This window comes from Arthrobacter sp. Y3221160, from assembly GCF_059092585.1.
The window spans coordinates 356,405-377,140 of the sequence record NZ_JBNHHU010000002.1; the positions used below are offsets into that span (position 1 = coordinate 356,405).

The window sequence follows — 20,736 nt, forward strand, 5'->3', positions numbered from 1 at the left end:
CCTAGCCGCGCGCCGTGCCCGATGCCTGGGGGCCGTCGACCTCCGGCGCGGCGTCCGCGGGAGGCTGGTCGGCATTGTCCTCGGGGTGGCGCTCGAAGATCTTGCGGTCCTCGGCAAACTCCGGCTCGGCGTCCAGCTCAACGTTGAACACCAGGAACCGGTAGGCGAAGAAGCGCATGACGGTGGCCAGCACCGTGCCGACGATGCCCGCGAACAGCAGCATGGTCCGGTCCGTCACCTCCAGCGGGTAGCGGGCTATCCAGACGCAGCCTGCGGAGACCACCATGCCGATGACGTTGATGACGATGAACAGCACCAGTTCGCGCAACACGTTCGCCTGGCGGCGATGACGGAACGTCCAATAGCGGTTGGCTACCCAGGAGAACAGTGTTGCCACGGAGGCGGAAACGAACCGCGCCTTCACCACGCTGTCGTCCATGGGCCCGTTGATCAGCCACCAGTACACGCCGTTGTCCACGATGAAGGCGATCCCGCCGACCGTGCCGAACTTCGCCACTTCCCGCCAAAAAAGGGAAACAATGGCGCGCAGGCGCTCGGAAATAGTTCGGTTCATGATCGAAGGTGGATCCCTTTCGCTCGGATGCCGGAGCAGAGCCGGCCGACGCACTATTGTATTGCGCCAGTCTGGGCGTTACCTAGGACGTACCCGCCGCGCGAAGTGCAATGCGACTCGTCCGGAGCCTGTTCGGTACCCTGACTAGGTGAGTTTTCCAGTGATCGGCGTAGTGGGCGGCGGCCAGCTTGCCCGAATGATGGCACCCTGTGCGGTAGAGCTCGGCTTTGAACTGCGTGTTCTGGCCGAGGCCGCCGATGTTTCCGCGGTCCCCGCCGTGGCCACGGCTCCCGTGGGCGACTACCGCGACCTGGAGGCGCTGCGGGGGTTCGCGAAGGGCCTGGACGTGATGACCTTCGATCACGAGCACGTCCCTACCGAACATCTGCAGGCCCTGATTGCCGAGGGCGTCAACGTGCAGCCGCATCCTGACGCGTTGATCCATGCGCAGGACAAGCTGGTCATGCGCGCGGTGGTGGACAGGCTGGGGCTGCCAAACCCGGTGTGGGCACCCGTCTCGGGCGTCGACGAGCTGGTGGCCTTCGGCGGCAGGATTGGCTGGCCGGTGGTGCTGAAGACGCCGCGGGGAGGCTACGACGGCAAGGGAGTGCGGATCATCCGCGATGCGGACGCTGCCGCCGAGGCGGCCGACTGGTTCACCGGCGGCGCGCTGCTGGTCGAAGAAAAAGTCGATTTCAGCCGGGAGCTCTCCGCGCTGGTAGCCAGGACTCCGTCCGGCGAAGCACGGGCCTGGCCGGTGGTGCACACCATCCAGGTGGACGGCGTCTGTGACGAAGTGATCGCGCCGGCACAGGACCTGCCGGCGGACGTCGCCGAGGCGGCCCAGCAGGCGGCGCTCCGGCTGGCCGACGAGCTGGGCGTCACCGGCGTGATGGCCGCCGAGTTGTTCGCCACCCCGGGACGCGGAGCAGGCTTCGTGATCAACGAACTGGCCATGCGCCCGCACAACACCGGCCACTGGACCCAGGACGGGTCGGTCACCAGCCAGTTCGAGCAGCACCTGCGGGCCATCCTGGATCTGCCGCTGGGCGATACGTCCCTGCTCGGCGGCGCCGTCGTCATGAAGAACTACCTGGGCGGCGCAAATACCGACCTGTTCTCGGCCTATCCGCGCGCGCTGGCCGCCGAACCGTCCGTCAAGCTGCATGGCTACGGCAAGTCTGTCCGTCCCGGCCGGAAGATCGGCCACGTCAATGTGGTGGGCCGCGACGCGTCCCAGGTGGAGGAACTGCGCCGGCGCGCGGACCGCGTTGCGGCGATCGTCCGCGACGGCGTGGACCCCCAGGAAGGCAAACCATGAGCAACAAGCCGATAGTCGGCGTGGTGATGGGCTCGGATTCCGACTGGCCCGTCATGGAGGCCGCCGCCCGGGCGCTGGAGGAGTTCGGCGTCCCCTACGAGGCCGACGTCGTCTCCGCGCACCGCATGCCCGAGGACATGATCGGTTATGGCCGCGACGCTCACTCCCGGGGACTGCGGATCATTATCGCCGGCGCCGGCGGTGCCGCGCACCTGCCCGGCATGCTCGCCTCCGTAACCCCGCTGCCGGTGATCGGGGTGCCGGTGCCCCTGAAGTACCTGGACGGCATGGACTCCCTGCTCTCCATCGTGCAGATGCCCGCCGGGGTGCCGGTGGCCACAGTGTCCATCGGCGGAGCCCGCAATGCCGGGCTGCTGGCCGTGCGGATGCTGGCAGCCGGTGGCGACGAATTGGCCGGGCGGCTGCAGCCGGCCCTGCTCGAGTTCGCGTCCGGCCTGCGCCGGTCCGCCTACGACAAGGGAGCCGCGCTGCGTGAACGCGCCGCAGGCTCCGGCGAGGCCTAGGACGGTGGGTCCCCAGCCGCCGAGGAAGCCGTCGGGGTCTTCGGCGCGCGGGGTGACCGATCCGGTCCGCTACCCCCAGCACGCTCCGGCGCCGGTGCGCACCAAGCGCGCCTTCGTCCTGCTGCTGCTGACCCTGCTCGTCCCGGGCAGCGCCCAGATCGTGGCAGGGGACCGCCGGCTGGGCCGGCGCGGCCTGGCCGTGACGCTGCTGGCCTGGGCGGCCGTTGTGGCCGCGGCCGTCATGGCCCTGGTGAACTGGCCGCTGCTGGTGAACCTGGCCACCGACCGCTGGGGTTCGCTGGCCCTCGTTGTGGTGTTGGCGGCGCTGGCGCTGTTCTGGGCGTTCCTGTTCCTGAACACGCTGCGCATCATCAGGCCCAACCTGCTGGCCCCGGGCGCCAAGCCGGCGGTGGCGGTGACGCTGGTTGCCCTGATGGTACTCACCAGCGGCAGCCTGGGCTACGCCGCCTACCTGCTCAACGTGAGCCGCAACGCCTTCAGCTCCATCTTCGAAACCCGGCCCGCGTTCGACCCGGTGGACGGCCGCTACAATTTTCTGCTCATGGGCGGCGACGCCGGTGCCGGGCGGGTGGGGCTGCGCCCGGACAGCATCCAGGTGGTCAGCGTCGACGCGAAGACCGGCCAGACCGTCATGTTCGGCATCCCGCGCAACTTCCAAAACGCCCCGTTCCCGGCGGACTCCCCGATGCACGAGGTGTATCCGGAAGGCTTCAGCTGCGGTGACGAGTGCATCATCAACGCCCTCTACGTCGACGTGGAGCAAAACCACGCCGACCGCTACCCTGATGCCAAGAACCCTGGCGCGGAGGCCATGAAGGACGCCGTGAGCGGGATCCTGGGCATCGAGATCCAGGCGTATGCCCTCGTGGACATGGACGGCTTCGAAGCCCTGGTGGACGCGATGGGCGGCATCACGGTCAAGGCCGGCGGCTGGGTGCCTATTTCCAACAGGACCATCCCCGGCACCAATCAGCATTACCCGCCGAAGGGCTGGATCGCCCCGGGCGTCCAGGAGCTCGACGGCTACCACGCCCTCTGGTACGCCCGCTCCCGCGAATTCGCCACCGACTATGATCGCGTCCAGCGCCAGCAGTGCGTGATGTCGGCGATGGTCAAGCAGCTGGACCCGGCAACGGTGCTGACCCGCTTCCAGCAGTTGGCCGAGGCCGGCGAACAGGTCGTCGAGACGGACATTCCCAGTTCGCAGCTGGGCAGCTTCGTCTCGCTGGCGCTGAAGGCCAAAGACCAGAAGGTGAAGCGCCTGACCATCGGACCGCCGGACTTCGGCACCGCCGCGGAGAATTTTGTCACCTACCCCGACTTCTCGGCGATTCATCCCCGCGTTCAGGAGATGTTCACCCAGGAAGAGCAGACTCGGCAGAAAGATCCCAAGGACGACGGCGGCGGCGCCGGTGGCGACCCCGGCTCCGGTGGCGGAGAGACCACCGCCGGCGAGGGCGGGGCGGGCCCCGCGGACGAGGCGGCACCGGATGCGGCCGACGCCCCGGAGGCGCCGGCGGAGCCCCAGGTCACCGCGGAGTATCTCCAGCAGCTGGCCGAGATCGGCGATACCGCCACGCTCGGCGCCCTGGTGGCCAACAACGGCAAGTGCTCGGTCCCCTGATCCCGGCCCGCTGCCACGCCGGTCCGGCGGCGTCCCCCCGGTGCGCGGCGGATGCTGCCGGAATGCTGCAACGGCGCGGGGTCTGAGAGGATCGTGGGAACAAGGACGAGGAAGAGGCTTTACATGTATCGGTTGACGAATGTAGTGCGTCCCTATGCCTGGGGCTCGACGACGGCGATTGCCGAGCTGTTCGGGCGGGAACCGTCCGGCGGGCCGGAAGCCGAACTCTGGATCGGCGCGCACCCCGACTCCCCGTCACGGGTGCAGCTGGCCGGAGGCGAACGGCCGCTCGATGAGTTCATCAAGGAGAACCCCGGCGCCGCCCTGGGCGAGACGGTCCTGGGCCTGTTCGGCGCCACGCTGCCGTTCCTGACCAAGGTCCTGGCCGCCGACTCCGCGTTGTCGCTCCAGGTCCATCCCACGCTCGAGCAGGCCCGCGCAGGGTTCGCCGCGGAGAATGCGGCCGGCATCTCCTTCAACGACCCGCAGCGCAGCTACCGGGACGACAACCACAAGCCGGAGATGATCTTCGCGCTCAGCGACTTCCAGGCGCTGTGCGGTTTCCGCCCCCCGCGCGACGCGGCGCGGCTGCTGGCCGGGCTGAAACCACGGCTGGCGGACGCCGGCGCGGCCCTGGATCTCCTGGACGAGGTGCTGGAACTGTTGGGTGGCGGCGACGAGGAAGCGGCCCTCCGCGGTGCCTTCGTGGCGCTGCTGGACGGCGGGGAGCGCTCCACCCGGCTCGCGGCGGACACGGCCCGCCTGCTGGCGGCCACACCGGCCGGCAGCCTGGGCACCGAATATGCAGCGGTCGCCCGCCTGGGCGAACTGTATCCGGGCGACCCCGGCGCGTTAATCTCGCTGCTGCTGAACCTGGTCGAACTCTCCCCCGGCCAGGCACTGTGCCTGCCCGCCGGAAACATCCACGCCTACCTGCAGGGCCTCGGGGTGGAGGTCATGGCGGCCTCGGACAACGTGCTGCGCGGCGGCCTCACCCCGAAGTTCGTCAACATGCCCGAACTGCTGAAGATTACGAACTTCCGGCCTATCGCCCCGCCCATGGTGAAACCGACCATCACCGATGCCGGCCAGGAACTGTACTGCCCGCCCTTTGCCGAGTTCCAGCTCCAGCGCATCGAACTGGCCGACGGCGGCAGCCCGGTGCCGCTGGCCCAGCACGGCCCCGCGATCGTGCTGGCCGTGTCCGGCAGCGTGCTGCTGGACTCCCCGAAGTCCGACCTGATGCTTGGCCGCGGCGATGCCGCGTTCATCCCCGACACGGAACAACCGGTGAACGTGCACCCGGCCGGAGACACCGGAACCGGCGCGGTGCTGTTCGCGGTGACCACCTCGGGCGGCACACATGAATTCGATCAACAACGAACGGGAGCAACACTTTGACCGCTTCGATCCTGCAGTCTGCGCCTTGGGCCGACTTTCAACGCAGCCTGGGCAAACAGGTCTTCGAACGCAGCGGCGACGGCTGGAACTTCCTGGCCATCGCGGAAAAGACGCCCCTGGGCCGGTTCCTGTACGTCCCGTACGGCCCGGCCGCGGCAGACAACGCCGCCCTGATCCGCGCGCTGGCCGCCCTGCAGTCCCTGGCCGCGGAACAACGCGCCCATTACGTGCGGATCGAACCCGTCGGCACCGACCTCGGCCAGCGGCCGCAGGCGGCGCTGCAGTCGCTGGGCCTGGTCAAGGCACCGGTGGACGTCCAGCCGAAACTGACCTGGATGCTGGACCTGAGCCAGCCGGAAGAGGACCTGCTGGCCGCCATGCGCAGCACCAGCCGCAACCTGTACCGCAATATCCACAAGAAGGGCGTCACCTTCGATGTCTCCACCGACCCGGCGGACATCGAAATCCTGCTGGGTTTCCTGCACGACGTCTCCGAGCGCGCGGAGTTCAAGGCCCAGTCCGACGATTACCTGCGGAACGCAGCCCGGACCCTGGTCCCGGCCGGCGCGGCCAAACTGTTCATCGCCCGGTTGGACGGGCAGCCGATCGCGGCCGCGCTGTCCTACGACACGGAGGCCACCCGGGTGTACGCGCACGCCGCGGCGGACGACGCCCACCGCAAGCTCAACGCCGGGATTCCGCTGGTGGTGACCATGATGATGGACGCCCGCGCCGCCGGCATCCGCCACTTCGATATGTGGGGCGTCAGTCCCGAGGACGAGCCCGACCACCCGTGGGCCGGTTTCTCCCGGTTCAAGCGTTCCTTCGGCGGCTACGAGGTCAGCTATCCGGGCAGCTGGGACCTGCCCGTCAACCAGCTCATGTACCGGGCCTACCTGCTCTCGCGCACGGGCCGCGAGGCCGTAACCCCCGCCGTGCACAAGGTCCGCGCCGCGGTGCTGCCGGCCGCCCGCAAGGCGCGCGCCGCCGTCGTGCCGGCCGTGCGCAAGCTGCGCGGCACGCTCCCCCGCTGACCGCCCCCGGGTCCGTCCCGGAACGACCAGAGGAAAACCCCGCACCGGCTCGGGCCGGTGCGGGGTTTTCTTTCGCTGCGGCTGGCTAGAGCTTGCGCTCGAAGCGGTCCCACTTGTATTCCTGGTGCTCGCCCTCGACGAAGCGGATGGTGCCGGACTTGGAGCGCATCACGATCGACTGCGTGAGGACCTTGTGGTTCTTGTAGCGGACGCCGCGCAGCAGGTCACCGTCGGTGATGCCGGTGGCCACGAAGAAGCAGTTGTCGCTGGTGACCAGGTCATCGGTGGTCAGCACCCGGTCCAGGTCGTGGCCGGCGTCGATGGCCTTCTGCTTTTCATCGTCGGTGGTGGGCCAGAGCCGGCCCTGGATCACGCCGCCCAAGGACTTGATGGCGCAGGCCGTCACGATGCCCTCCGGGGTGCCGCCGATGCCCATCAGGACGTCGACGTCGGTGCCCTCGCGGGCGGCCGCGATGCCGCCGGCGACGTCGCCGTCCATGATGAACTTGGTGCGTGCGCCGGCGGCGCGGATCTCCTCGACATACGGCTTGTGCCGGTCGCGGTCCAGGATCATCACGTTGATCTGGTTGATCTTCTTGTTCTTGGCCTTCGCGATCAGGTGCAGGTTCTGCTTGATGGGCAGCCGCAGGTCCACCAAATCCGCCGCTTCGGGGCCGGTGACCAGCTTCTCCATGTAGAACACGGCCGAGGGGTCGAACATGGTGCCGCGCTCGGAGACCGCGAGCACGGAGAGCGCGTTGTTGATGCCCAGCGCCGTCAGCCGGGTGCCGTCGATCGGATCCACGGCGACGTCGCACTCGGCGCCGGTGCCGTCGCCGACCTTTTCGCCGTTGAACAGCATCGGGGCCTCGTCCTTTTCGCCCTCACCGATGACGACCACCCCGTTGAAGCTGACGGTGGACAGGAACGCGCGCATGGCGTCCACGGCGGCGCCGTCGGCACCGTTCTTGTCCCCGTAGCCGACCCAGTGGCCGCCGGCGATCGCCGCGGCTTCGGTGACGCGCACCAGTTCCAGCGCCAGGTTTCGGTCCGGCTCGTTGTCGCCGACGCGCATGGATGGCGGAAAGTTGGAAAAGGGGTCAGCCTGGGCTTCGTGGGACACTTCGACCTCATCTTCGAGTAGCTCTTCAGACAGCACCGGCTGCGGTGCCGTGATGGATGCATCTGCGGTGCGGACATCTTCCATTGCTTTCGATCATAGTCGTCGCCGCCCCGGGGGCCAGCGCGCGGACCGGCCGACCCGCCCTTCGTTCCGGCGTCGCGGGCGTGTGCGCGCAGGGGCGGGCATCTGAGATCATGGAACCGTGAGTGAAGCGCGTCCCGAAGAATCGACCGAGTTGCCCGTCAAGCCAGTGCTGACGGCCAAGCAGGCCAACCGCGCGAAGGCTCCGGTGGTCGGCATGCTGATGGCCGTGGGGCTCTCCCTCGCCGTGCTGCTGCCGGTGATGTTCCTGAATCCGGGCAGCAAGCCCGGAGTCTACGAACGTAATATTGACGTCCCGGGGGTCGCCCTGCAGGCGGAGTCCACGGCCGGTTACCTGCCGCTCGCCGTCGACCTCCCGGCGGGCTGGACATCCAACTACGCCCGGTGGAATACCGGGGGAACCGCGCAGGTGGCGGCGTGGGAGGTCGGCTACATCACGCCGGGCGAGGAGTACATCGGACTGATCCAGACCGACAAAGCCAACCCCACCTGGGTCGGCCAGGCAACCGACAACGCGCCGGTCACCGGCGACCGCGAAGCGGGTGCCACCTGGGAACTGCGCGACGCAGGCGCGGGCGAGCGCAGCCTCGTGCTGGAGCACGGCGGATTCACCGTCATCCTGACCGGCACCGCGGAGCTGGACGAATTCGATGTCCTGGCCACCGCGATCGCGGAAGACCTGGACAGCAAGTAATCCCGCCCCGACACGGAAACCGGTGCACGGGCAGGGACGCACGAAGCAGTAAGGTTGCTTCGTGCCCACCTCATTGACTCCCGCCCAGGCCTGGCAAAAACTCATCGACGGCAACGCCCGCTTTGTGGCAGGCACGTCAGTCCACCCGAACCAGGACGCCGCCCGGCGCAGTTCGCTGGTCAACGAGCAGCATCCGTTCGCCATCATCTTCGGCTGTTCCGACTCCCGGCTGGCCGCCGAAATCATTTTCGACCTGGGACTCGGCGATGCCTTCGTGGTCCGCACCGCCGGCCACGTCCTCGGTGACGCGGTGATCGGATCGCTTGAGTACGGCGTGGATGTGCTCAACGTTCCGTTGATTGTCATCCTGGGCCATGACAGCTGCGGCGCCGTGACGGCGGCAAAGAACACGATTGACACCGGCGAAATGCCGCGCGGCGGCCTGCGGGACCTCGTGGAACGGATCACCCCGTCGGTGCTGGCCGCCCGGCGTGCCGGCCTCGAGGACCTCAACGACATGGTGATCGAAAACGTCCGGCAGTCCTCCGAACGCCTGCTGGACAGTTCGCGGGCCATCTCCGAGGCGGTCGAGGCCGGCCGCACGGCCGTCGTCGGCGTGGCCTACCGGCTCGCGGACGGCCGCGCCGAGCTCGTCGCAGGGCACGGGGCCCTCTAGCCGCGCACCGGGGGCGGGGACGCCCCGCCCCGGGGGCCGCAGGCCCGCTCGGCGCCGCCTCAACCAAGCCGCCGCCGTGCCGCAACACAATTCGGAACCGGTGCGCCGCAGGCATAAGCTTGGAGCCATGACTTCTGCTGATTCTGCTGAATACCGCATCGAACACGACACCATGGGCGAGGTCCGCGTTCCGGTCAACGCCCTCTACCGTGCGCAGACCCAGCGCGCCGTCGAGAACTTCCCGATCTCCGGCAAGACGCTGGAGCGCGCCCACATCGAGGCCCTGGCCCGGATCAAGAAGGCTGCGGCCACCGCGAACGCCGAACTGGGCGTGCTGGACGGCGAGCTGGCCAAGGCCATCGCCGCGGCGGCGGACGAAGTAGCCACGGGCAAGTACGACGGCGACTTCCCGATCGACGTTTTCCAGACCGGTTCCGGCACCTCGTCGAACATGAACACGAACGAGGTCCTGGCCGAACTGGCCACCCGTGCGCTGCGCGACGCCGGCAGCGACAAGACGGTTCACCCGAACGACCACGTCAACGCCTCGCAGTCCTCCAATGACGTCTTCCCGACCTCGGTGCACGTGGCCGCCACCTCCGCCCTGATCAACGAGCTGATCCCCGCGCTGGACTACCTGGCCGCGTCCCTGGAGCGCAAGGCCGAGGAGTTCAAGGATGTGGTGAAGTCCGGCCGCACCCACCTGATGGACGCGACGCCGGTCACCCTCGGGCAGGAATTCGGCGGCTACGCCGCCCAGGTGCGCTACGGCATCGAACGCATCGAGGCATCACTGCCGCGCGTGGCCGAGGTTCCGCTGGGCGGCACCGCCGTCGGCACCGGCATCAACACCCCGGCCGGCTTCCCGCAGCGCGTGATCGAACTGCTGGCCGCCGACACCGGCCTGCCGCTGACGGAGGCCCGCAACCACTTCGAGGCCCAGGCCAACCGCGACGGCCTGATCGAGGCCTCCGGGCAGCTGCGCAACATTGCCTACGCGTTCATGAAGATCAACAACGACCTGCGCTGGATGGGTTCGGGCCCGAACACCGGCCTGGGCGAGATCGCCATCCCCGACCTGCAGCCGGGTTCTTCGATCATGCCCGGCAAGGTCAACCCGGTGATCTGCGAGGCGGCGATCATGGTTGCCGCCCAGGTCGTGGGCAACGACACCACCATCGCCCTGTCCTCCACCAACGGCGCCTTTGAGCTGAACGTGGGCATCCCCGTGATGGCCGCCAACCTGCTCGAGTCCATCCGCCTGCTGGCGAACACCTCGCGCGTCATGGCGGACAAGATGATCGACGGGCTGACCGCCAACGTGGAGCGCGCCCGCTTCCTGGCCGAGGCCTCACCCTCGATCGTGACCCCGCTGAACAAGTTCATCGGCTACGAAAACGCCGCCAAGATCGCCAAGCACTCGGTGCAGGAAGGCCTGACCGTGCGCGAGTCCGTCATCGCGCTCGGCTTCCTGGAGCGCGGCGAACTGACCGAAGAGCAGCTGGATTCTGCCCTGGACGTGCTCTCGATGACCGTCCCGCCGCAGGCCAAGTAGCAGGCGGGTCCATCGCGGATCCTGAAGGGCGCTCTTGCTTCGGCGGGGGCGCCCTTCAGCGTGCACGGCGCCGCCGGCCGCCGCTCACCCGGGCCGGATCGGCGTCGGGACGGGGCCCTGCAGCCTTTTTTGGCCCCGACCGGCTGAAACGATTGCCTGAACCTTGAACCGTCGGCCTCCGGGACTAGGATGAGGCGCACACGTCCCCGTGGGCGGCGGGTGAACGGCCATCCAGGGCCGCCGGCCGGCCCGTCGGGGACACGGTGGAAGAGTGTCCAGGAGGTCTCCGTGATTGGCGATTCGCAGCCCCCGTCCCTGGCGACGGCCGACTATTCCGTGCCCGGGCAGCCGAAGACCACCGGACGCTTTATCGTCGTCTTTTACGGCCCATCCGACGAGTGTGCCGGCCTCCTGGCCGACGCCGCCGGCCTGTCGAATGTCGCGGACAGCCGCGATTTCGGCACCCGCGGGGTGGACCCGGACGCGGCCTCCGGCGCCGACGCAACGGTCTTCGCAAACCTGGGCATCGCCGTCGTCGCCGCCGGCCCGGACCAAATCAGCTCGCTCCAAGTCAGTACCGCTGCCCGGCACCGTGTCCTTTCGGTCTCGCCGGAACTCATCCACGACGTGCTCGGTCCGGCCGATGACTACGCCGCCGGCTACCGCGACGGCGTGACCGACCTGTCCGGCAGGCTCGCTGCGCGACGGCACGAACGCTACGAAGCGGGCCCCGCACCGGCGGGCTTCGCCGACAACAACAATTTCACCTGGGGACAGCAGGCCACCAGGGCCGTCTCGTCGCCCTATTCCGGGCAAGGCGTGCGCGTAGCCGTGCTGGACACCGGGTTCGACGAGACGCATCCGGATTTCGCCGGACGCAGCATCACCAGCGCCTCCTTCATCCCGGGCGAGCCGCCGCAGGACGGACACGGCCACGGCACGCACTGCATCGGGACCGCGTGCGGCCCCAAGTCCCCCGGCACCGGCCCGCGCTACGGCGTGGCCCACGAAGCGGAGATCTTCGCCGGCAAGGTCCTCAGCAACGCCGGTTCGGGGACCGACGCCGGCATCCTCGCCGGGATCGACTGGGCCGTGGGCAACGGCTGTGCCGTCATCTCCATGTCCCTGGGAGCCGACGTCGCACAAATCCACCCGCCCTACACGGCCGCCGGGAGCCGGGCGCTGGAGCAGGGTTCCCTGATCATCGCCGCCGCGGGAAACAATGCCGACCGCCGGAGGGGCGAGTTCGGGTTCGTCGGCGCCCCTGCGAACAGCCCGTTCATCATGGGGGTGGCCGCGCTGGACCAGGCCCTGGAGGTCGCGTTCTTTTCCGCCCGCAGCCTCCCCCTGCGCGGCGGGCAGGTGGACTGCGCCGGTCCCGGGTTCCAGGTGTATTCGTCCTGGCCCATGCCGAAGCGTTACAACACCATCAGCGGCACCAGCATGGCGACGCCCCACGCCGCCGGCGTGGCGGCCCTGTGGTCAGAGGCTACCGGCCGGCGCGGCCTGGAACTGTGGGCCACGCTGGTGCAGGAAGCGGAGCGGCTGCCCGTGCCCTCCGTCGACGTCGGGGCAGGGCTGGTTCTTGCCCCGCAGTGACCCGCTTCCCCCGGGAGGGGCCGCCGGACCTATCATGGGGGTATGCAGATCACCGTGACGGTGCGCCACGACTACCTCTCCGATACCGGGCGGATTGCCGAGCAGTTGGCAGCCGGCGGCATGCGGGTGGAAAACGTGTTGTCATCCCTGGGCATGATTACGGGTTCATTGCCGGAGGGACAGCGTGCCGCTGTTGCCGGAATCGAGGGCGTCGAGTCCGTGGACGAAGACCGGCAGTTCGTCCTGCCCCCTCCCGACTCCGATATCCAATAGGCTCGGCGGACAAATTCCGGGACGCCGCGCGTCGTTGGCCCGCGCTTCGCGGCTACGTCGGCAGCAGCAGCGCCGCCCACGTGCCGGCGATCATGAACGGCCCGAATGGAATGTCGCTGTGCAGCGTTCCGCGCCGCAGTACTACCAGCAACACCCCGTACGCGCCGCCCAGCAGGAAGGCCGCGAACGTGCCCAGCAGCAGGTGTTCAAACCCCAGGTAGCCCAGGTACATCCCCAGCACCCCGGCCAGTTTGACGTCGCCGAATCCCATGCCGGCCGGATAAATAAGCCGGACGGCGAAATAGAAGACCCAGAGCAGTGCGCCGCCGGCCGGCACCCGCCAGAACATGCCGGCTTCGTAGCCTGCGAGGGAGGCCGCGAGCAGCAGCACTCCGGACACCGCGTAGGCCGGGAAAATGATGCGGTTCGGCAGCCGGTGCGTCCTCAGGTCGATCCAGCTGAGCCGGGTTCCGATTACCAGCAGATAGCCGCCGGCGGCCAACAGCATCCAAAACGCGAATGCATGGCCGGGCCACAGCAGCGCCAGTTGCTCGACCATGGACCCAACCTACTGCACTCGCCTGATCCGGAGGAGCCGGCGGCTACACTGTGCATATGAACGGCGGGAGCGTGCTCAAGGCCGGCGACGCCGCCGGCAACGCGGAGACCTTCAGGTGCCTCTGCCGTTCTTCCCCGTGGAAGTGGGAATCGCTGCGGTTTGAGCTCCGGGCCGTCCACCCGGATGCGCCGGAGCCGGACGCTTCTGGCGGCATGCTGCGTGCGTGGACCCGGCGCCCCGGAGCGCTTCGGGTCGAGTCGGCCGACGGCAGGCTGCTGTACAGCACCACCGGCATTAACGACTCCCGGGACGGTTTCTACGTCAGCGCGACACGCAAGTCGTGGCTGTTGCCTCCGCATCTGGTCACTCCGGTATTCAACGACATCCATCTGGTGCGCCGCCGGCCCGAGGCCGCCTACGGTGAGCCGGTCTTCGGCAACGGGCGCTGGTCCGCGATGCTGGATCCGGTTGAGCTGGCCGGCAGCGCGCCGGTGGCCTATGAGGCGCCCTTCGCCAATCCCGTGGAGATCCATGAACTGCGGGAGGTCGAGCACCAGGGCCGGAAGGCGCTGGAGGCGGTCGTCTCGCCCAACCAGACGTATGTACCGTACGACGCCGGCCATCCGCTGCTTCCCGAGGGCCGCACCGAGGTGCGGGTCGACTGGCGGACCGGCGTCTGTGTTTCCGCGGTGGCCATGGACGGGCCTCAACAGGGCGGCGGTCATTCGTTGACCATCCTCGGAGTGGACGAATACATGCTCGACGACCTGTTCCTCGAGGTCAGCATGAACCTCACCGACGTGCGGGAGCACATTCCCTGGCCGGTGCGCCCGCATCCCGCCTGAGGGCGCGGCGGAGCGCGCCCGGTGGCTCTCCGGTCGTCCGGACGGTGCAGGGCGCGCGGCCGGGCCCTGGCGTTGAGGGGTGGGGCCAGGGCCCGGCGGCGTGCGCCCGGCCGGCCGTGAGGTGCAGCGCCGAAGCCACCGGGGTCACGAGTCCAGAATCCCCATTCATCCTTGGAAAAAGCCGGTGCCGTCCCGGTCCCCCTCACATTAGGGGTATCGGCACCCCTCAGGCGAGGCTGTCCCGCCGTCGGGGAGTCAGCGCACGATGGTAGTGCACTCATTGGGGGGTGCGTGCTGCGAGGGGGAATCGTGGAGCAATTGAGTGGATGGGCCATGCCCATGGCCGTGCAAATGATCGGAAACTTACGGATCCGTCGCGGCGGGACGGTGTTGACCGCCGACAAACTGGGCGGCCCGAAGCCGCGTCAGGTGCTGGAAATCTTGCTGTTGCACGTCGGTTCGCCGATGTCGAAGGACCGACTGGTGCACCTGTTGTGGGGCGGCCGCGCCCCGGGTGAAGCGCTGGCCACGTTGGAAAGCTATGTCAGCATCCTGCGGCGCAACCTGCAGCCTGGCTGCGCAAAGACGGGGCCGCTGCGCACAGCCAACGGCGGTTACATGATCGACCGGGACATGGTCGACGTCGACCTGCACCGCTTCCAGGCCCTGGTGCGGGCCGCCGAGTTTGCCGAACCGCCGAGGGCCTACCCCTTGTTGGCCGAGGCGTTGTCACTCGCGTCGGAGCCGCTGCTGGGCGACGAGCTGACTCCTGATTGGGCGGAAGAGGCCCGTTCGGGCCATGCGGAAACGGTGCAGCACGCCCAACAATTGGCTGCGGAGGCCGCGCTGGCCTTGCATCGGCCCGACGACGCCGTGCTCTGGGCCCAGCGGTGCGTTGCTGCTTCTCCGCTGAATGAAGCGGCGTGGACAGTCCTGATCCGTGGCCTGGAGCTTTGCGGACGGCATGCCGACGGGTTGCAGGCCTACGAACGGTGCCGGCGGTTGTTCGGCCGCGACCTCGGTTGTGCCCCCGGCCCGGCCCTTCAGGAGATCCACGTGCGGCTGCTGAAGGCCACCGCTGACGCCCAGTCGGGCCTTTCGGAAGTCCTGGCGGCGCTGCTGCTGCTCAACGAACGGCTGACCCCGCCCGCAGCAAAGCACCGGAAGGAACACTTAACAGTCGACGCCACGGCCGGACCCCAGTACATGGCGGCGGGAGACATCGTCAGCTCGTTCCTGCGCAAGGCGCTCGCAGCCAGCTGAGGCCGGGTGACCCCGCCGGCCCCGATATGTACTTCCCGGCGCGCGCCGTGCATACTCGAGGTGGGGTCAAGTCCTTTGTGTCTTGAGTTGGGGAACTGGAGTGAGCTCTTTGGGGGAGCAAAAACTACGCATCGCCGTCGTGGATGATCACACGACCTTCGCGGAGTTGCTGTCTGATGCGCTGGACCGGGAAGCGGATCTGGTCAATGTGGGCAGCGCCGCCGGTATGAGCGAGGCGGTTGCCTTGTGCCGCCGGGCCCGGCCCGACGTGGTCATCATGGACTACCACCTGCCCGACGGTGACGGGGTCGGCGCGGCCGAGCAAATCCTGCAGGCTGCCCCGGAGACCCGAATCATCTTGTTGACCGGTAACCCGTCGCTGAATGTACTGGCGCGCGCCGCCGCCTCGGGTCTTTGCGGCTTCCTGCCCAAAGACGGTTCCCTGTCAACGCTGCTTGAGGCGGTCCGGAACGCCAGGAGCGGCAGCATGTCGGTCAACCCGTCCGCGCTCACTCGATACGTCACCGCTCCACCGGCCACGGCAGTGGACAGGCCTGCCCTGACCAAACGCGAGCACCAGGTATTGGCCCTCATGGCAGCAGGCAACGACGTCCGCACGAATTCCCGGAGGCTGGGGATATCCCCGCACACGTGCCGGGGCTACGTGAAGTCGATCCTGTCCAAGCTAGGCGCACATTCACAGCTGGAAGCCGTCGCCACCGCCCAGCGGCTGGAACTGCTGGACGGCGGGCATGGTCGTTGACGTGGCTGCGCAGGACCGGCGCAGCATCCTCGCTGAAACACCCTCTGGGTCCCGCCGCCGGAAGCCCTCGGAAATGCAGGCGGCCCTGCGCCGCTTCGCACTGTCGGGGCTTGCGGCACTGATCATCGTCACGGTGCCGGTGATCATGGTCGCCCGCTCGCTGGCTGCCGACCATGCCCTCCTCCACGCCGCGGAACGCACCACACAAATCGTCGACCACCAATTCGCCCAGGACCTTACGGCGGATGCGCTGGCCGGGGTTCCGGAGGCCGTGGCCGAATTGGACAGCGAAGTGGACCCCATGATCGACGACGGCCACATTTTGCGGGTCACCGTCCGGGATCTCGGCGGCTCGATTGTCTATTCCGACGTCGATGAACTGATCGGACAGCAGATCGACCTCCCGGCCCAGCTCCTGGCCCGGTTGCAGGAGGATGCACCCGTCAGCGTCGTCGAAGGTCCCCCCGGCGGCAACATCTTCGGGCTGGGCCGCGCCGAGCTGGTCAACGTGTATGTTCGGGCACAGGCCGGAGATGGAAATGACTACATCTTCGAACTGTCTCACCCGGCGAACGAAATCAACCGCATGCAGGACGAGATGCTGGGCATCCTGCCCGTCATCCTCGTCGCGTTGGCCGTGCTGCAGTTGCTCCAGCTTGGACCGGCACTTCGAATGGCGCGCCGCATGCGGAAGGCCAGTGAAATCCGGCGTGGACTGCTGCAGAAATCGATCGCCGCCTCCGAGGAGGAACGCCGGCGTTTGGCCCGGACCCTCCACGACGGCGTCATCCAGGAGCTGGCGGGGCTGGCCTACAGCCTGGAAGCGCGCGAACAGCAGCAGACCGCCACGGACAGCGACTTTCATGCGCTGGCACGGAATATTGTGAAGGTCAGCATCGACAACTTGCGCCGGATCACGCTGACGCTGTACCCGCCGGACCTGTCGGCCGAGGGCCTGCCGGCTGCGCTCGACGGATTGGGTGTGCTGGTCCGCCAACGGGGAGCGGACTGGCAACTGGAAATTGACTTCCCCGAGCCTGCCGCTCTCGCCTGCCCTGATTTGCTCTACCGGGCGGCACGTGAAGCCGTGACCAATGCTTCCAAGCATGCTTCCGCCCGGCTGGTCAAGGTTTCACTGAGGCAGTCCAACGCTGCAGTGGTGCTGGAGGTCGTCGACGACGGCGTCGGCTTTACTCCTGAGGCCGCCCGGCGGGCCGAACACTTCGGCCTCCGGATCATGCGCGACACCGTCCGCGAGGCCGACGGTACGCTGCAGGTTGAATCCGCCCCCGGCGCCGGCACCCGGATCGTCATGACCTTTCCTGCCGGGCAGTAGTTGCATGGCGCCTGCCGGGGCGCGGCCAGCGGCAACCCCCGGTGCGGTGAGGCGACGATCGGCCGGCTGCCTTCGGCGGAAAGCGGGCCACGCTGCGGCAGCCCGCTTCCCGCCCCTGGACGCGAAGGCCGCAGGCTAGATCTCGGCGCCCTCCAGCAGCTCCGTGACAAGGGCCGCGATGGGCGAGCGCTCGGACCGTGTCAGCGTCACGTGACCGAAGAGCGGGTGTCCCTTGAGCGTTTCCACGACGGCGGCGATGCCATCGTGGCGCCCGACCCGCAGGTTGTCGCGCTGCGCCACGTCGTGGGTGAGGACGATCTTGGAGTTCTGGCCGATCCGGCTCATCACCGTCAGCAGCACGTTCTTCTCCAGCGATTGCGCCTCATCCACCACCACGAACGAGTCGTGCAGCGAGCGTCCGCGGATGTGGGTCAGCGGCAGCACTTCCAGCATGCCGCGGTCCATGACTTCCTCGACCACCTCGGTCGAAACCAGGGCGCCGAGCGTGTCGAACACCGCTTGGGCCCACGGATTCATTTTTTCGGCTTCCGAGCCCGGCAGGTACCCGAGTTCCTGGCCGCCGACGGCGTACAGCGGCCGGAACACCACCACCTTCCGGTGCTCGCGCCGCTCCAGCACCGCCTCCAGCCCGGCGCACAGCGCCAGGGCGGACTTGCCGGTACCGGCCCGTCCGCCGAGGGAGACTATCCCTACCTCCGGGTCCATCAGCAGGTCGATGGCCAGCCGCTGTTCCGCGGAGCGTCCGTGCAAACCGAACACGTCGCGGTCGCCCTTGACCAGGCGCACCTGTTTGTCGGCCCCCACCCGGCCGAGGGCCGACCCGCGGGTGGACAGCAGCACCAGTCCCGTGTTGGCGGGCAATTCCGCCGCCTCCGGGATGAACACCGGCTCGTGTCCATACAGCGCGGTCACGTCGTCGTCGGCCACGTCCAGCTCGGCCACGCCGGTCCAGCCGGAGTCTTTGACCAGTTCGTTGCGGTACTCGTCCGCGCGAAGCCCCAGCGCCGACGCTTTCACCCGCAGGGGCAGGTCCTTGGAGACCACGGTGACGTTGCGGCCCTCGACGGCCAGGTTCTTGGCCACGGCCAGGATTCTGCTGTCGTTGTCGCCGCCGCGGAATCCGGCCGGCAGCACGTCGGACGAAACATGGTTGAGCTCCACCCGCAGGGTGCCGCCCTCCGCCCCCAGCGGGATGGCCTGGTCCAGACCGCCGTGCTGTACGCGCAGGTCGTCCAGCAGGCGCAGTGCCTGGCGGGCGAAGTAGCCCAGCTCCGGGTCGTGCCGCTTGCCTTCCAACTCGGTGATCACCACCACCGGCAGGATCACCTCGTGCTCGGCGAAGCGCAGCAGTGCCCGCGGATCGGACAGCAGCACGGAAGTGTCCAGGACATACGACGCCCGGGTTGTTTCCGCTTCCCCGGCGGAAACAGAACGACCGGACGAGGTGGCAGCGGCGGGCTGCTTCCCGGGTCCGGTCGTGGCGGCTGGGTGCGGATTTTTGGTGGCGGTCATGCTTGCTCCCGTCCGGAGCGCGACGGCTCCGACTGTGTGAAGCGGGGCGTGGACGGTAGGGCCACCAGGCCGGAACCGGCCTCCCCCGATGCGGCTTTCGCTGTGCGCATCAAACTGGTGGCCTCCCGATCAATCTGCGGTTTTGCCGACTGATAGTCCTAAATTACGCGGATGTAATTCACTAAGACAAGGGCGCGGAAGAAATCGTTTCAATGAATTTTGCGTAACAGCAACGACGCCGGCCCGCCGCCCGCTCCGCCGGCCGCGTCAGGCGCCGAAACGGCGCTGCCGGCTGGCGTAGTCGCGTAGCGCGCGCAGGAAGTCCAAACGCCGGAAATCCGGCCACAGGGCCTCGCAGAAGTAGTATTCGCTGTAGGCGCTTTGCCACATCAGGAAGCCGGAGAGCCGCTGTTCACCCGAGGTCCTGATGACCAGGTCCGGGTCCGGCTGGCCGCTGGTGTAGAGATAGCCGGAGATGTCCTCGACCGCCAGCGTATCCGCGACGTCTGCCAGGCTCTTGCCTTCGGCGTCGGCATGGCGGAGCAGGCCTTTGACCGCGTCAACGATTTCCCGGCGGCCGCCGTAGCCCACGGCCACGTTCACGTGGACGCCGTTAACCCCCGCGGTCTGCTCCCCCAGATCGCTGAGTTTGGCCGCCAGGTCGGCCGGGAGCGTCTCCAGCGCGCCGACGGGATGGACGCGCACGTTCTTGCCTTCGCCCAACCGGTCCAAGGTGTTGCCGATGACACCCAGCAGTTCGCGCAACTCGTCTTCCGAACGGCCCATGTTGTCCGTGGACAGCATGTAGAGCGTGACCACCTTGATGCCCAGGTCGCCGCACCAGCCCAGGAACTCCAGGATCTTGTCGGCTCCGGCCTGGTGTCCTTCCCGGGTGGGCGCCCCGGCCAGCCTGGCCCAGCGCCGATTACCGTCGACCACCACGCCGATGTGGCCCGGAATACGGTCGGGCGCCAGCGAACGCTGCAGCCGCCGCTCATACAGGCGGTACAGGACGCCGGGAAGAGACACCGCACCCCGCCTTCCTGATCGCCCGTTCACGACTTAGAATTCTATCCCCCCGCCCGGCCCGTTCCGCGCCACCCTTGTTACCGGCCAGTAACAAGGGGTGGCGCGGCCGCTAGAATAACCGCATGAGTGAACACCGCGCCGCCTCCGGGCCATCCGGTTACCGGGGCGGCTACGAGGATTCCGCCGCCCGGCGGGAGGCGACTGACGGCCCCATCGAGCGGGCCGTGGAGCAGGTAGCCGACGCGCTCAACATCAAGCCGAAGTTCCGCGGCTGGCTGCATGCAGGAGCCACCCCTCTGGCCCTGGTGGCCGGGATTGTCCTCGTGGCGCTGGCACCAACGGCAGCGGCCAAATGGGCCTGCGCGGTCTACGCCGTCACGGGCCTGCTGCTCTTCGGGGTCAGCGCCGTCTACCACCGCGGCAACTGGAGCCCGCACGTCAAGCTGGTGCTCAAGCGCCTGGACCACACCAACATCATGCTGGTCATCGCCGGAACGTACACGCCGCTGGCCTGGTCACTGTTGGAACCGGCGAAGGCCACGTTGCTGCTGTGGCTGATCTGGGCCGGCGCCATCGCCGGCGTCGGGTTCCGGGTGTTGTGGCCCCACGCCCCGCGCTGGCTCTACGTCCCGGTTTATTGCGCACTCGGGCTGGCCGCGCTGTTCTACCTGCCCGACTTTTTCGCTGCCAGCGTGCCCGCGGCGGTCCTGATCTGCGCGGGAGGGGTCCTCTACATCGGCGGTGCAGTGGTGTACGGGATCAAGCGGCCGGATTTCTCTCCCACCTGGTTCGGCTTCCACGAGCTGTTCCATGCCTGCACCGTGGTGGCTTTCGCCTGCCATTACCTCGCCATCATGATCGCGGTGCTCGGCAACTCCGCTTGACTC

At 68.2% G+C, this 20,736-nt stretch carries 20 protein-coding genes; 15 read left to right on the top strand and 5 right to left on the bottom strand.

The genetic code is table 11. The features are described from left to right. Nucleotide 1: 1 nt before the first annotated feature. Nucleotides 2–574, bottom strand: coding sequence for a GtrA family protein (locus tag AC5RWG_RS14550; RefSeq protein WP_494026469.1), 573 nt, complete (start codon nt 572–574; stop codon nt 2–4). Between the two features lie 196 nt (nt 575–770). Here AC5RWG_RS14550 and AC5RWG_RS14555 point away from each other — a divergent pair, with 196 nt between their 5' ends. The 5 genes from AC5RWG_RS14555 to AC5RWG_RS14575 all read left to right on the top strand — a co-directional run bounded on the left by AC5RWG_RS14555 (nt 771) and on the right by AC5RWG_RS14575 (nt 6,499). Beyond that, complete coding sequence (locus AC5RWG_RS14555) at nt 771–1,895, top strand: 5-(carboxyamino)imidazole ribonucleotide synthase (protein ID WP_494001867.1); 1,125 nt, start codon at nt 771–773, stop codon at nt 1,893–1,895. After that, nucleotides 1,892–2,419 carry a 5-(carboxyamino)imidazole ribonucleotide mutase gene (gene purE, locus AC5RWG_RS14560; protein ID WP_494001448.1) on the top strand — a complete coding sequence of 176 codons (528 nt, stop codon included), beginning with the start codon at nt 1,892–1,894 and terminating at the stop codon, nt 2,417–2,419. Before AC5RWG_RS14555 ends, purE begins: the two co-directional genes overlap by 4 nt. 52 nt (nt 2,420–2,471) lie before the next feature. Then, nucleotides 2,472–4,064: an LCP family protein gene (locus tag AC5RWG_RS14565; RefSeq protein ID WP_494026470.1), complete on the top strand. Its 1,593-nt coding sequence runs from the start codon at nt 2,472–2,474 to the stop codon at nt 4,062–4,064. 123 nt (nt 4,065–4,187) lie between these two features. Beyond that, nucleotides 4,188–5,465, top strand: a complete 1,278-nt coding sequence (manA, locus tag AC5RWG_RS14570) for a mannose-6-phosphate isomerase, class I (protein ID WP_494026471.1) — start codon at nt 4,188–4,190, stop codon at nt 5,463–5,465. Further along, the gene (locus AC5RWG_RS14575; protein WP_494026472.1) at nt 5,462–6,499 is read left to right on the top strand and encodes a lipid II:glycine glycyltransferase FemX; all 1,038 of its coding nucleotides are present in this window, start codon (nt 5,462–5,464) and stop codon (nt 6,497–6,499) included. The genes manA and AC5RWG_RS14575 overlap by 4 nt, the downstream gene beginning before the upstream one ends. A gap of 85 nt (nt 6,500–6,584) precedes the next feature. On the opposite strand, the gene glpX is transcribed toward AC5RWG_RS14575, so the two are convergent. After that, complete coding sequence (gene glpX, locus AC5RWG_RS14580; RefSeq protein WP_494014393.1) at nt 6,585–7,574, bottom strand: class II fructose-bisphosphatase; 990 nt, start codon at nt 7,572–7,574, stop codon at nt 6,585–6,587. Nucleotides 7,575–7,824: 250 nt separating this feature from the next. On the opposite strand from glpX, the gene AC5RWG_RS14585 reads away from it, so the two are divergent. The 5 genes from AC5RWG_RS14585 to AC5RWG_RS14605 all read left to right on the top strand — a co-directional run bounded on the left by AC5RWG_RS14585 (nt 7,825) and on the right by AC5RWG_RS14605 (nt 12,521). Further along, nucleotides 7,825–8,418 carry a DUF4245 domain-containing protein gene (locus AC5RWG_RS14585; protein WP_494026473.1) on the top strand — a complete coding sequence of 198 codons (594 nt, stop codon included), beginning with the start codon at nt 7,825–7,827 and terminating at the stop codon, nt 8,416–8,418. A 61-nt stretch (nt 8,419–8,479) separates the two neighbouring features. Further along, complete coding sequence (locus AC5RWG_RS14590) at nt 8,480–9,094, top strand: carbonic anhydrase (RefSeq protein WP_493978642.1); 615 nt, start codon at nt 8,480–8,482, stop codon at nt 9,092–9,094. Between the two features lie 127 nt (nt 9,095–9,221). Then, complete coding sequence (locus AC5RWG_RS14595; RefSeq protein ID WP_494001453.1) at nt 9,222–10,649, top strand: class II fumarate hydratase; 1,428 nt, start codon at nt 9,222–9,224, stop codon at nt 10,647–10,649. 288 nt (nt 10,650–10,937) lie between these two features. Beyond that, nucleotides 10,938–12,248: a S8 family serine peptidase gene (locus AC5RWG_RS14600; protein ID WP_494026474.1), complete on the top strand. Its 1,311-nt coding sequence runs from the start codon at nt 10,938–10,940 to the stop codon at nt 12,246–12,248. A gap of 42 nt (nt 12,249–12,290) precedes the next feature. Beyond that, a complete protein-coding gene (locus AC5RWG_RS14605; protein ID WP_494001455.1) occupies nt 12,291–12,521 on the top strand; it encodes a hypothetical protein in 231 nt (76 codons plus the stop codon). A 52-nt stretch (nt 12,522–12,573) separates the two neighbouring features. On the opposite strand, the gene AC5RWG_RS14610 is transcribed toward AC5RWG_RS14605, so the two are convergent. Beyond that, complete coding sequence (locus AC5RWG_RS14610; protein WP_494023650.1) at nt 12,574–13,080, bottom strand: prepilin peptidase; 507 nt, start codon at nt 13,078–13,080, stop codon at nt 12,574–12,576. Between the two features lie 56 nt (nt 13,081–13,136). On the opposite strand from AC5RWG_RS14610, the gene AC5RWG_RS14615 reads away from it, so the two are divergent. From AC5RWG_RS14615 to AC5RWG_RS14630, 4 genes are all read left to right on the top strand, one after another. After that, the gene (locus tag AC5RWG_RS14615) at nt 13,137–13,925 is read left to right on the top strand and encodes a hypothetical protein (RefSeq protein ID WP_494014367.1); all 789 of its coding nucleotides are present in this window, start codon (nt 13,137–13,139) and stop codon (nt 13,923–13,925) included. Between the two features lie 351 nt (nt 13,926–14,276). Further along, nucleotides 14,277–15,188, top strand: a complete 912-nt coding sequence (locus AC5RWG_RS14620) for an AfsR/SARP family transcriptional regulator (RefSeq protein WP_494167221.1) — start codon at nt 14,277–14,279, stop codon at nt 15,186–15,188. A gap of 100 nt (nt 15,189–15,288) precedes the next feature. Next, nucleotides 15,289–15,951, top strand: coding sequence for a response regulator transcription factor (locus tag AC5RWG_RS14625; protein ID WP_494167222.1), 663 nt, complete (start codon nt 15,289–15,291; stop codon nt 15,949–15,951). Next, entirely contained in the window at nt 15,941–17,287 is a 1,347-nt protein-coding gene (locus AC5RWG_RS14630; RefSeq protein WP_494139712.1) for a sensor histidine kinase, read from the top strand. Before AC5RWG_RS14625 ends, AC5RWG_RS14630 begins: the two co-directional genes overlap by 11 nt. Nucleotides 17,288–17,422: 135 nt before the next feature. On the opposite strand, the gene phoH2 is transcribed toward AC5RWG_RS14630, so the two are convergent. Continuing rightward, entirely contained in the window at nt 17,423–18,820 is a 1,398-nt protein-coding gene (phoH2, locus tag AC5RWG_RS14635; RefSeq protein ID WP_494050211.1) for an RNA 5'-3' helicase PhoH2, read from the bottom strand. Nucleotides 18,821–19,087: 267 nt separating this feature from the next. Next, the gene (locus AC5RWG_RS14640; RefSeq protein ID WP_494001462.1) at nt 19,088–19,849 is read right to left on the bottom strand and encodes an isoprenyl transferase; all 762 of its coding nucleotides are present in this window, start codon (nt 19,847–19,849) and stop codon (nt 19,088–19,090) included. A 122-nt stretch (nt 19,850–19,971) separates the two neighbouring features. Between AC5RWG_RS14640 and trhA the strand changes: the two genes are divergently transcribed. After that, nucleotides 19,972–20,733: a PAQR family membrane homeostasis protein TrhA gene (gene trhA, locus AC5RWG_RS14645; protein WP_494167223.1), complete on the top strand. Its 762-nt coding sequence runs from the start codon at nt 19,972–19,974 to the stop codon at nt 20,731–20,733. Nucleotides 20,734–20,736 lie beyond the last annotated feature (3 nt).